Raw genomic sequence first — 11,772 nt, 5'->3', positions numbered from 1 at the left:
GTATTATACTAAATTTAAAGTCAAGGCACAAGAAAAGTGCTTTTAATTTAACCAAACATGCTTGAACATCTTTTTGGTTCAAAAACCAGACTTAAAGTTTTAAAGTTTTTTTTGGCTAATCCGGACAAGGATTTTTTTGTTAGGGAACTTTCTCGGAAGTTAGGCCTGCCTATTAATGCCATCAGGCGCGAATTAGGTAATTTATCCGCCTTGCAAGTGGTGATGGATAGCGACAAAAAGGATTCCCTGGATAAGTCTCCGGGGGCAGAAAAAAGAAAATATTACAAATTAAACACCGGGGGTCACTTAAATAAGGAATTGGAAAATCTTTTAATTAAGGATAGGTTTTCTAAAGAACAAAATTTTATTTCCTCTTTAAAAAATTTAAGCGGAATAGAATTTTTGCTTTTAAGCGGCCATTTTGTGGAAAATAAGGGATCCTCGGTGGATATTTTGCTGGTGGGCACAATTTTACCCAAAGAGGCGGAAAAGACAATTAAAAATTTTGAAAAAGAAACAGAAGAAGAATTACGCTACACTTTGATGAAAACAAAAGAATTTATTTTTCGCCGTGATGTGGCCGATAAATTTTTGTCCGACGTTCTAAGCGATAAACACTTGATTTTGATTGATAAAATTAAAGTTCCCAAAAGTCTTTTTTAATTATGCCTTCCATTGTTTTAATTGATGTCACCAAGTTGGGCGTGCTGACCCTTAAACTTTTGCGGGATAAAAAAGTAATAAAAGAAAAAAATAAAAAAGGAAGGCGCTTAAACCTTTTATTTTTTTTGGATAGTTTCCTAAAAGAAAACAATCTCTCTTGGAATAAAATTAAAGGATTGGTTTTGTTGGAGGGAGAAGGGAGCTTTTCCGGAGTACGCCAGGCCGTGGCTGTTTTAAACATTTTAGTCTTGGCAAAAAAAATTAAGGTTATCGGTTTGGATATAAAAAAAAATTCCACTAATGAAAAATTAATTTTAGAAATAGAAAAAAAATTTAATCACCCCGCATCTTTTATTAAGCCGCTTTACGGCGGAGAGCCTAATATTACCTTGCCGCGTCAAAAAAATTAATTTATGTCAGATTATTTTAAATATAGAATCTTAGAAATTATCCCGGGGTTTCTTGTTTGGACAACCTTAATTTTGTCCGTTATTTTATCTTTTGTTAAACCTCTGTGGTTGATTTATTTTATTATCGTTTTTGATTTGTATTGGTTTTTAAGAGTTAGTTATTTTATTTTTTACCTTTTTCTCTCCGGCTTTAGAATGCGCCGAACTTTAAAAATTGATTGGCAAAAAAAATTGGAGGACGAAGTTCCTGGTTGGCAAAAATTAGTTCATTTGGTTTTCTTGCCCACTTATGAAGAATCTTTTGAAATTATAGATGCAACTTTAAAAAATTTAACCCAGGTTAACTATCCTTTGAACAAAATAATTATTGTTTTGTGCGGAGAAGCCAGGGATAAGGCACAATTTGAAAAAAATGCCTTTGAGTTGGAAAAAATTTATGGCAGTTTTTTCAAAAAGTTTATTGTCACTGTTCATCCGGTTGATATGCCCGGAGAAATTCCCGGCAAGGGATCTAATTTAAATTATGCCGGTCATCTGGTGCAACAAATGATTGATGGATGGCAAATTCCTTACGAAGATATTGTTGTTTCCAGTTTTGATATAGACACTAGAGTTCACAAAAATTATTTTGCCCATCTTTCTTATTTATATTCCACGGTGGAAAATCCCCTGAGAGCTTCTTATCAGCCGGTGGCCCTATACAATAATAATATTTGGGAAAGTAATCCCTTGCTTAGAGTGACTGCTTTTGGTACCACTTTTTGGATTATGACAGAATTAGAGAGGCCGGATCGGCTTTTTACTTTTTCTTCACATAGTATGTCTTGGCAGGCCTTGGTTGATGTGGGTTTTTGGCAAAAAAATATCGTCACAGAAGATTCGCGTATTTTTTTACAATGCTTTTTACGTTATGGTGGGGATTACCGCGTGGTGCCTATGTATTTACCGGTTTCCATGTACACGGCTAAAGGAGAAAATTTTTGGGACAGTGTAAAAAATCTTTATAAACAACAGCGCCGCTGGGCTTGGGGTGTGGAGCATTTTCCTTTTATGGTTTGGCATTTTAAAAAACACAGGCATATTTCTTGGGGTAAAAAAATTAAGTATCTATTTAATTTGGGAGAGGGGATGTATTCTTGGGCCAGTGTGCCAATTTTAATTTTCATTTGTGGTCGCCTGCCTCTTTATTTTGCTCCAGAAGCCGTGCGCAGTATGGCCATTTATCAAAACACACCTTTCACTTTAGAAAATTTAATGAATCTATCAATGGCCGGTATTGTTTTTTCTTCAATTTTCAGTCTCTTTCTTTTACCCCCGCCGACAAGGCGTAAACACTGGGGATATTTAATAATGATTCTGCAGTGGATTCTTTTGCCCGTCACCTTAATTATTTTTGGTTCTGTCCCTGCCATTGATGCTCAAACCAGACTGATGTTTGGCAAGTATTTAGGTTTCTACGTTGCCAAAAAGAAATAAGTCCGTTATTAACTGTTTGATATTTTTATGGAAAAATCACCCCTGATTCAACCATTTGCCCACAGAGAAAGACGTTTTAAATATTGGAAATTTTTTTCCGTTGTCTTTTTTTCATTGTTGATTTTTGGTCTTGGTTTTTGGTTCTTTTATAAAAATAGTTTCATTAATAACAAACAAGAAGAAACTTTTTTTAATCAAGCGGAAAGTTTTAAAGATGCGCTTTCTTTTGTGCCCTCTTTTTTGGGTTTTACCAGACCTCAGACTTATTTGGTTCTGTTTTTGAATAATACGGAAATTAGACCCGGCGGGGGTTTTATTGGCAGTTATGCCTTAGTTAAGGTTGATAGCGGAAAGATTGATATTTTAAAAACCGACGGTTCGGAAAATTTGGATTGGGCGGCTCCCACAGATTTTAGAGTAGAATCGCCAGCGCCTTTGAAAAAGTTTTTGAAGCAAGAGCTTTGGTTTTTTAGAGATTCTAATTGGTCGCCGGATTTTCCCACTTCAGCCAAAACCTCCTTGTGGTTTTATCGTTTTGAGGGAGGAATAAACGGTTCTAAAATTGACGGTGTTTTAGGTTTAACTCCTACGGTAGTAGAAAGATTAATGGCGCTTACAGGGCCTTTAAGTGTCAGGGATAAGAAATTTTCTGCTGAAAATTTTACCGAGGCTTTGGAGTATCACGTGGAATACGGTTACAAAGATGAAGGGGCAAAAAAAGAGGAACGTAAATCTATAATTAAAGATTTAAGTTTTGAGTTGTTAAAAAAAGTCACCTCCTTGCCCCCTTGGAAGTGGCAGGATTTGTTGAGTTTGGGAATGGATTTATTTAAACAAAAACAAATTATGATTTTTAGCAACAACGAAGAGTTGCAAAAAAATTTAGAAAGAAATAATTGGTCCGGCGCTATCAAGAAAACCGATTCCGATTATCTTTTGGTGGTAGATGCCAATTTGGCCAGTTTAAAAACCGATCCGGCCGTTAAGCGAAAAATTAAATATGAACTTAGTTTGGAAGGAAATGATTATAAAGCCAGGGTATCTATTGAATATGACCACGGGGGAGAGTTTGATTGGAAAACTACGCGCTATCGTACTTATACTAGAATTTATGTTCCGGAAGGTTCGCGTCTGATCAGTGCCGATGGTTTTATAAATGAGCAGAATAAAAAAGTTGAAGCAGATGTGAGTAATGATTTGGATAAAGTTTTTTTTGGCGGTTTTTTAAGTGTGGAACCAAAAACCAAGAAAACTTTAACTATTGAATATTTTTTGCCTCCAAGAGTTGCCGAACAAATTAAAAATGGTTCGTACACATTATTTGTTCAAAAGCAATTGGGTTCTATCGGATCGGCGTTGACAGTAGATTTGAATTTTGATAAGACAGAAGGGGAGGAGAAGAGTTTTTCTCAAGATACGGATTTAACCGTAGACAGAGAGTTTAAAATAAATGAGATTAAATAGGAAGTTTTAGCCGCTCTCACTTAATTTATGTTTTTAAAGAAATTGGCCATTGATTTAGGCACAACCAGTATTTTGGTTTATGTGCCGGGAAGAGGCGTGGTAATAAACGAACCCTCGGTTGTTGCTATTTCTAAAAATGATAATAAAATTTTGGCAGTGGGCATAGAAGCGCATGATATGCTTGGTAGGACACCTGATACTATAGTGGCCAGCCGTCCTTTAAAAGACGGTGTCATTGCTGATTACAAAGCCACCGAAGCCTTACTGCGTTATTTTATCAATAAGGCCTTAGGCGGGGTGCATCTTTTTAGGCCGGAAGTTATGGTGGCGGTGCCCGGTGGTATTACTTCCACTGAAAGACGCGCCGTAATTGATGCCACTATTGCTGCCGGAGCTCGCGCTGCTTATATTATTAAAGAACCAATCGTTGCGGCTATTGGCGCCGATATTCCCATTGGTAGCGCTTCCGGTCATTTGATCATTGATATTGGTGGCGGCACAGCGGAAATGGCCGTACTTTCTTTGGGTGGCATTGTTTGTAGCCGCTCAGTCAGAATCGGTGGCAATAAATTAGATAAATCAATTCAGGAATTTACACGCCGTAAATATAATTTGGCAATTGGCGAACGTACGGCTGAAGAAGCTAAAATAGAAGTGGGTTCAGCAACGTACTTAGATAAAAAATTGACCATGGAAGTAAAGGGTCGTGATATGATAAATGGTCTGCCTCGCACTATTGTTTTGTCTTCTGACGATATTACCGAAGCTATCCAAGATGATTTGCTGGGAATGGTGTCGGCCTTAAAAGAAGTTTTGTTTGATACGCCCCCCGAGCTTTCCGCAGATATAATGAATAAAGGCATGGTTCTATCCGGCGGAACATCGCAATTAAGAAATATTGATCAACTTTTTTCCAAAGCCATTGGTGTGGCGGCTTTTGTAGCCGACGATCCGGTGCTTTGCGTGGTCAAAGGGGCGGGTATTGCTCTGGAAAATTTAGACGCCTATAAACGTTCCATTTTAGCTACAAGATAAAAGTAAAAAATAAAAAACCGGCGCTCAATTGTGAGTGTTGGTTTTTTATTTAGCTCTTGCCAAAAGGTATCTAAAAAGGTTATTCTGATAACAAGTTTGTTTATTTTCAGTACCACTAAACAAAGATATTATTATGCTATTTTTAATAGATGCCTCCCGTGCCAATAATGAACAAAAAACCGGCGTAGAATGGTATGCTTATTTTGTCATCCAAGAACTAAAGAAGATTATCCCTGGCGACTGGCAAGTAATTCTTTACAGCCGTGAAAAATTAAAAGGTGAATTAGCCAATTTACCGCCTAATTGGCAGGAAAAAGTTTTAAGTTGGCCGCCGCGGCGTCTTTGGACGCAGGTGCGTCTTTCCTTGGAAATGCTTAGATTTAATCGGCATAGTGATGTTGTTTTATTTGTGCCGGCTCATGTTTTACCCCTTTTTTGCCCGATCAAAACTTTAATCACCATTCATGATTTGGGCGGCTTGCGTTTCCCCCGAGGCTATTCTTTTTTTGAAAGGTTTTATTCCCGCTTTGCCAGCCGATTTGCTCTTAAGAGGGCCACCATTATTACGCCATCTAATTTTGTTAAGGAAGAAATTAAGTATATTTTTAAAAAAGGGAAAGTGGAAACAATTTATAATGGCTTTGATAATATTTCTTTTAAAGAAAATCTGGACAAAAATTTAATTGAGAACACAAAGAAAAAATATGGCTTGCGGAAAAAATATTTTTTAACCATTGGGCGGTTGGAAGAAAAAAAGAACACCAACGGTATCATTCAGTCTTTTAATATTTTTAAAAAAGACAACCCTAATTTTCAGTTATTACTTTTAGGTAAACCGGGTTTTGGTTTTGCCAGAGTTAAACAAGAGGCGGAAAATTCCCCGTGGAAAGAAGATATTATTTTTCCTGGTTGGGTGGAGGAAAAAGACGTGCCTTATCTTATGGCCGGAGCCGAGGCTTTTGTCTTTCCCAGTTTTTATGAAGGTTTTGGTATACCAATTGTTGAATCTTTTGCCGTAGGAACCCCGGTTATCACTTCTAATCTAGCTTCTATGCCAGAAATTTCTCATGGTGCCGCCTTATTAGTTAATCCTTATCAACCAATAGAAATTGCCACGGCTTTGGAAGAATTAATTAAAGATGAAAATTTAAAAAGAGAGATTATTTTAAAAGGTTTTATTAGGGCTAAAGATTTTAGCTGGAAGGCGACAGCTAAAGGAGTTTTTGAGGTTGTCTTAAGGCTGATAAAATGATATAATGGACCAGTGATTTAAAATATTTGGCTAGAATTAAAAATATGGTAGGAAATGAAGCACAAAGGGAGTTTTTGCACCGAGCTTGGGAAAAAGGAAATTTATCTCACGCTTACTTGTTTGTAGGAGCTGTTGGATCAGGAACGAGGGAAATGACCAAAGAATTGCTTGGCTGGTTTAAGAAAGGAAAAATTAGTTTAGAAGATGGCGGGGGAGCCGAATGGCTTTTAGTTAAAAGGGAAATTGATTTAAAAAGTGGCAAAAAACATAAAGACATCTCTATTGATGGTGTTCGGAAAATTAGAGATTATCTTAATCATTTTTCTTTGGTTGGCGGGCGGCAAATTGTAGTAGTAGATGAGGCGGAATTTTTAAGCAAAGGAGCCGCTAATGCTCTTTTAAAAACTTTGGAAGAACCCCGGGCTAAGGAGGCCTTACTTATACTTTTGACTAGTGATGAAAGTTTACTTTTGCCTACTATTAAATCACGTTGCCAAATAATTCGTTTTTTACCCGTGGCCACAAAAACCATTTATCAATCCCTCCTTAAAGAAGGGGTGGATCAAAAAAAGGCTTTAGAAATTGCCGGTTTATCTTTTAATCGTCCGGCTAAAGCCGAAAATTTATTAATTGATATAGCCACTTATGATTTTTATAAAACGGAAGCTGAACGTTTTTTAAAATCACTAAAAGGGACTTTAAAAGAAAGATGGCGAATACTAGAAAGTTTTTTTAAAGATAAAGAAGACCATATAGAGGCTAGGGATAATTTGATAAACATTTTGGATATTTGGCTAAGTTTTTGGCGCGACTTGTTTTTACTTAAGTTAGATAACAAAGAGGACTTGATTAAAAATATTTCCTTTTTACCGGATTTAAGAGCGCAGTCAGGAAAAAGAAAAATTGGTGAAATAAGAGAAATAATTAAAAAAATAGAAGAAGCCCAGGTTATGTTAAGACAGAATATTCATCCGCGTTTAATTTTAGAAAATTTAATCCTTTTTTATTATTAATTTAAATCATATTTTTGCGCCGGTTAAGTCTGGCAGAAAATTTTATCAGTATGCGTAAATTTTTTCTTTTTTCTTTTTTCTTAATAGCCACCTTAGTTTTAGTTGGCGTTGGTTGCGTACAAATTGGTTCTGCGCCAGCCGTGACCGATGGTGGGATTTTTAAAAGCGGTGATAAGGGTGCAACTTGGGTTTCCAGATCACAATTTTTAACAATTGGCGGACAAGTTTTGAATTTTTCTAAAGAAGCGGTATTAAGCCTTTCATTTGATCCGCAGGATCACGCCGCTCTTTACGCGACCGGCGTTAATACCGGCTTACTTTTTAGTTATAATGGTGGCAATGGTTGGCAAAAACCAGAACAAATTAAGGCTGGAACGGTTAGCGGGGTGGCTATTGATTATAAAAATAAATGCTGGGTTTACATGGCTTTGGGCAATTTAATTTTAAAAACGGAAGATTGTAGTCGCACTTATGTTCCTATTTATCAAGAAGGGCGTCCGGAGGTTAGATTAACCACCGTTGCAACTGATAATTTTTCCAGCGCCATCTTATATGCCGGCAACAGTGTGGGGGATTTTCTTAAAAGCACTGATTTTGGAAAAAACTGGGTGGTTTTAAACAGATTTGAAAATCCAATCGTTAAAATGATTGTTAATCCTTTAAATAGCAAGATCATTTATTTGGCCACACAAGAAAAAGGACTTTATAGAAGCGGAGACGGCGGGGTTTCCTGGACCGATTTAAATCAAGGATTAAAACAGTATGGCGGAGCGTATGTTTATCATGATTTAATTTTGTTTGATCCTAAAGCAGAAGGTTTACTTTTGGCCTCGCAATATGGTTTAATTAAAACCGGGGACGCTGGTGTGAGTTGGCAGGCTTTGACATTGCTAACCCCTCCTAATGGTGCGGATATTAAAGTAGTGGCGGTTAATCCGCAAAATTCTAATGAGATCTATTATGCTACCGCCTCTACCTTCTACAAATCGGTTGACGGCGGTGTAAAGTGGATGACTTCTAAATTGCCCAGTTCTCGTCCGCCAACTTTTTTACTTATCGATTCTAACGATCCCAAAATAATGTATCTGGGTTTTGGGCAAGCAATTAAAAAATAATTATCAATTATGCTAACAATAGAAAATTTTTTACCGGAATTTAAAAAAATTCAGGAACACTTAAAAGAAGAATTAAGCCATTTGCGCACCGGTCGCGCTAATTCCGCCATTTTGGATTCTGTTCTGGTAGAATCTTATGGTACTAAAATGAATTTAAAGGGCGTGGCCTCTATTGCGGTTCCTGACCCTAAAACCATAACTATTGAACCTTGGGATAAAACCATGCTTAAGGAAATTGAAAAAGCTATTTTGGTTTCTAATATTGGTTTAAATCCCGTAAATGACGGTAAAATGGTACGTTTGGTAATGCCTCCTATGACCGAAGAATTTAGAAAGGAACTTTTAAAAGTAGTTAATCAAAAATTGGAGGCTTCTAGGATTTCCTTGCGTCAACTGCGCGATAAAATAAGAGACGAAATATCTGAACAAGAAAAATCCAAATTATTAAGTGAGGATCAGCGTTTTGCTTTGCAGGAAAAATTGGAAAAAACGATGAAAGAGCAAAATGATTTTTTAAAACAATTAGCTGACGAAAAAGAAAAAGAAGTAATGACGATTTAATTTTAAAATTTATGGCGGAACAATCTAAAATGGACAAATTGATTTCCCTTTGCAAACGACGCGGATTTATTTTTCCTTCCTCGGAAATTTATGGCGGTTTTTCAGCCAGTTATGATTACGGCCCGCTGGGCGTGGAATTTAAAAATAATATTAAAAAATCATGGTGGAAAGCATTAGTGCAAAAGCGCAACGATGTAATTGGTTTGGATTCTTCTATTTTGACTCCTAGAATTGTTTGGGAGGCCAGCGGTCACATAGCCAGTTTTCACGATCCGTTGGTAGAATGTAAAACATGCCATCATCGTTTTAGGGCGGATCATTTGTTAGAAGAAAGACAGGCGGAGCCGGGTTATGTTAAAGAAGAGCCTTTAGACATAAAGAACATTAATTGTCCTGATTGTGGCGGAGAATTAACCGCACCCAAGAATTTTAATTTATTAATGAAAACAGAGCTAGGCGCTGTGGAAGATGAAAAAAGTGAAGCTTATTTGCGCGGCGAAACTTGTCAAGGGATTTATCTTGATTATCTAAGTGTTAAAGACTCCATGAGAAAAAAATTGCCTTTTGGTATTGCTCAAATAGGCAAAGCCTTTCGCAATGAAATCACTGTGAAGAATTTTATTTTTCGCATGCGTGAATTTGAACAAATGGAAATGCAGTATTTTGTTAATCCCAAAGAAGTGGATAAAATTTATCAGGAATGGAGAATGTGGAGTATGGATTGGTATAAAAGATTAGTTAACAATCAAGAAAATTTACGTTGGCGCCAGCATGAAGAAAATGAAAGGGCTCATTATGCCAAGGATGCTTGGGATATTGAATATAACACTCCCATGGGCTGGAAAGAGTTTGCCGGTGTGCATAACCGAGGGAGTTGGGATTTATCTCGTCACGGCGAATACAGCAAGATGGATATGAACTATAAGGATCAGGAAACAGGGGAAGAATTTATCCCGTGGATTGCCGAAGTGTCTATGGGGTGTGACAGGGCCGCACTATTGTTTTTATTGGATGCTTTTGAAGAGGTGGAAACCAGAAGCGGAGAAAGCGAGGGCAAACACGAAACAGAAGTAGTACTGCGTCTGCATAAAACACTCGCGCCAATTAAAGTAGCTATTCTGCCTTTATCTAAAAAAGAGCCTTTAATTGAACTGTCGCGCAAAATTCAAGCTGATCTGTGGGGTGAATTTATGACTCAATATGATGAAACCGGTTCTATTGGCAAGCGTTATAGACGCCAAGATGAAATTGGCACGCCCTATTGTTTGACAGTGGATTTTGAAACCCCGGAAGATAATAAAGTCACAGTGCGCGACCGTGATACCATGGAGCAAGAGAGAATTGCGGTGAGTGAATTAAGAGAATATTTTAGAAATAAATTACTTAATTAATTCTTAATTATATTTTATGTCCAAAACAACAAAGATTGTTTTAGGGGCGGTGGTGGCAGTGATAATCATTATCATCATTTCCTTAGTTGGTATTTATAATGGTTTGGTTGGCGGTCGCGAAAATGTAAACAAATCTTGGGCGCAAGTAGAAAATCAGTATCAAAGACGTTTTGATTTGATTCCTAATTTGGTGGAATCTGTTAAAGGGGCAATGAAACAAGAACAGCAAGTTTTTGGAGACTTGGCCGAAGCCAGAACTAAATATGCCGGAGCTGCCACCACAGAAGAAAAAGTGGGAGCGGTTAATCAAGTAGAGGGTGCTTTGGCTCGATTGCTGGTAATTATGGAAAACTATCCGCAATTAAAATCTGTAGAAGCTGTGCAAACGCTCATGGCGCAATTAGAAGGTACGGAAAATCGCGTTAGTGTGGAAAGAGGAAGATATAATGACGCCGTGCAGATCTACAATGTTTCCGTTAAAATATTCCCTCGCAATATTGTTGCCGGTTGGTTTGGTTTTTCTCCACGCACCATGTTTGCGGCAGTACAAGAAGCCGCTACAGCACCTAAGGTTAATTTAGAAGTTAAATAGGAATCTAAGAAAAGGAAACCTCTCCCAATTTTGTTTCAAAATATGAGGCGATTAATTTTAGTAATTTTTACATTTTTGTTTTTTCCACAAATCGTCTTCGCCTATTATAATCCCGGTAAACCAACCGGGTTTGTTAGCGATTTTGCCGGAATGTTAAGCCAAGAAAATAAGGCAAATTTAGAACAAGAGCTTAGTGCTTTTGAGAATCAAACAAAACACGAAATAGCGGTGATAACCATTCCCAGTTTAGAAGGAGATACTATAGAAAATTTTGCCGTAAAATTGTTTGAAGATTGGCAAATTGGCAAAAAGGGTGCTGATAATGGCGTTTTATTTTTAGTTGCAAGGGACGACAGAAAAATGCGTTTGGAGGTTGGTTATGGCTTAGAGGGCGCTTTGCCCGATGCCACAGCTCACAATATTATTGATCAGATAACCGCACATTATTTTAAACTGGGTGATTACGACAAAGGCGTGGTGGAAACAATTAAAACAATAGAATCAGTTATAAAAAATGAAGATGTTTCCGACAAACTAAGACCCGGCAACAAAAATTTTCAACAAAAATTTGATCAATATGGTTATTTAATTTTGTTTTTTTTGTTTTTTGTTTTACGTATATTTTTTTCAATCTTCGCGCGTAGCAAGCGCTGGTGGCCCGGAGGTGTGTGGGGAGGTGTTTTTGGTTTATTGTTTGGTTTATTGGTCGTTGGTCTAACTCTTAAAATAATTTGGTTTGTGGTGATTTTAGGTTTTTTTGGATTAGGTTTAGATTATGGAGTCTCCAAAGTTGGGCCTAA

Annotated in this window: 12 protein-coding genes; all 12 read left to right on the top strand. The window is 37.2% G+C overall.

Annotated features, from left to right (window positions below; translation table 11 throughout):
- Positions 1–57: 57 nt before the first annotated feature.
- Entirely contained in the window at positions 58–663 is a 606-nt protein-coding gene (locus tag A2294_03660; protein ID OGH85697.1) for a hypothetical protein, read from the top strand.
- A 2-nt stretch (positions 664–665) separates the two neighbouring features.
- Positions 666–1,073: a hypothetical protein gene (locus A2294_03655; protein ID OGH85696.1), complete on the top strand. Its 408-nt coding sequence runs from the start codon at positions 666–668 to the stop codon at positions 1,071–1,073.
- 3 nt (positions 1,074–1,076) lie between these two features.
- Positions 1,077–2,549 carry a hypothetical protein gene (locus A2294_03650; protein OGH85695.1) on the top strand — a complete coding sequence of 491 codons (1,473 nt, stop codon included), beginning with the start codon at positions 1,077–1,079 and terminating at the stop codon, positions 2,547–2,549.
- Positions 2,550–2,576: 27 nt separating this feature from the next.
- Positions 2,577–4,013: a hypothetical protein gene (locus tag A2294_03645; GenBank protein OGH85694.1), complete on the top strand. Its 1,437-nt coding sequence runs from the start codon at positions 2,577–2,579 to the stop codon at positions 4,011–4,013.
- A 27-nt stretch (positions 4,014–4,040) separates the two neighbouring features.
- Positions 4,041–5,048 (top strand): rod shape-determining protein, encoded by a 1,008-nt coding sequence (locus A2294_03640; protein OGH85693.1) that lies wholly within the window; start codon positions 4,041–4,043, stop codon positions 5,046–5,048.
- A 133-nt stretch (positions 5,049–5,181) separates the two neighbouring features.
- Positions 5,182–6,300: a hypothetical protein gene (locus A2294_03635; protein ID OGH85692.1), complete on the top strand. Its 1,119-nt coding sequence runs from the start codon at positions 5,182–5,184 to the stop codon at positions 6,298–6,300.
- Positions 6,301–6,344: 44 nt separating this feature from the next.
- Complete coding sequence (locus A2294_03630; GenBank protein OGH85691.1) at positions 6,345–7,313, top strand: hypothetical protein; 969 nt, start codon at positions 6,345–6,347, stop codon at positions 7,311–7,313.
- Positions 7,314–7,363: 50 nt separating this feature from the next.
- On the top strand, positions 7,364–8,428 hold the full coding sequence (locus A2294_03625) for a hypothetical protein (GenBank protein ID OGH85690.1): 1,065 nt from the start codon (positions 7,364–7,366) through the stop codon (positions 8,426–8,428).
- 9 nt (positions 8,429–8,437) lie between these two features.
- Positions 8,438–8,989: a ribosome recycling factor gene (locus A2294_03620; protein ID OGH85689.1), complete on the top strand. Its 552-nt coding sequence runs from the start codon at positions 8,438–8,440 to the stop codon at positions 8,987–8,989.
- A 29-nt stretch (positions 8,990–9,018) separates the two neighbouring features.
- Positions 9,019–10,380, top strand: coding sequence for a glycine--tRNA ligase (locus A2294_03615; GenBank protein ID OGH85742.1), 1,362 nt, complete (start codon positions 9,019–9,021; stop codon positions 10,378–10,380).
- 16 nt (positions 10,381–10,396) lie between these two features.
- Positions 10,397–10,972: a LemA family protein gene (locus tag A2294_03610; GenBank protein ID OGH85688.1), complete on the top strand. Its 576-nt coding sequence runs from the start codon at positions 10,397–10,399 to the stop codon at positions 10,970–10,972.
- Positions 10,973–11,014: 42 nt separating this feature from the next.
- A partial coding sequence (locus A2294_03605; protein OGH85687.1) for a hypothetical protein occupies positions 11,015–11,772 on the top strand: 758 nt, incomplete at its 3' end.

The organism is Candidatus Magasanikbacteria bacterium RIFOXYB2_FULL_38_10, assembly GCA_001783145.1.
Classification (GTDB): Bacteria; Patescibacteriota; Patescibacteriia; order Magasanikbacterales; family UBA10003; genus GWC2-40-17.
Note: the sequence above shows the minus strand (reverse complement) of the source record. Positions and strands in the feature narration are given on the sequence as shown.

Coding starts and splice junctions, on each gene's coding strand:
- A2294_03660 (OGH85697.1), top strand. CDS start 58: ATGCTTGAACATCTTTTTGGTTCAAAAACCAGACTTAAAGTTTTAAAG.
- A2294_03655 (OGH85696.1), top strand. CDS start 666: ATGCCTTCCATTGTTTTAATTGATGTCACCAAGTTGGGCGTGCTGACC.
- A2294_03650 (OGH85695.1), top strand. CDS start 1,077: ATGTCAGATTATTTTAAATATAGAATCTTAGAAATTATCCCGGGGTTT.
- A2294_03645 (OGH85694.1), top strand. CDS start 2,577: ATGGAAAAATCACCCCTGATTCAACCATTTGCCCACAGAGAAAGACGT.
- A2294_03640 (OGH85693.1), top strand. CDS start 4,041: ATGTTTTTAAAGAAATTGGCCATTGATTTAGGCACAACCAGTATTTTG.
- A2294_03635 (OGH85692.1), top strand. CDS start 5,182: ATGCTATTTTTAATAGATGCCTCCCGTGCCAATAATGAACAAAAAACC.
- A2294_03630 (OGH85691.1), top strand. CDS start 6,345: ATGGTAGGAAATGAAGCACAAAGGGAGTTTTTGCACCGAGCTTGGGAA.
- A2294_03625 (OGH85690.1), top strand. CDS start 7,364: ATGCGTAAATTTTTTCTTTTTTCTTTTTTCTTAATAGCCACCTTAGTT.
- A2294_03620 (OGH85689.1), top strand. CDS start 8,438: ATGCTAACAATAGAAAATTTTTTACCGGAATTTAAAAAAATTCAGGAA.
- A2294_03615 (OGH85742.1), top strand. CDS start 9,019: ATGGACAAATTGATTTCCCTTTGCAAACGACGCGGATTTATTTTTCCT.
- A2294_03610 (OGH85688.1), top strand. CDS start 10,397: ATGTCCAAAACAACAAAGATTGTTTTAGGGGCGGTGGTGGCAGTGATA.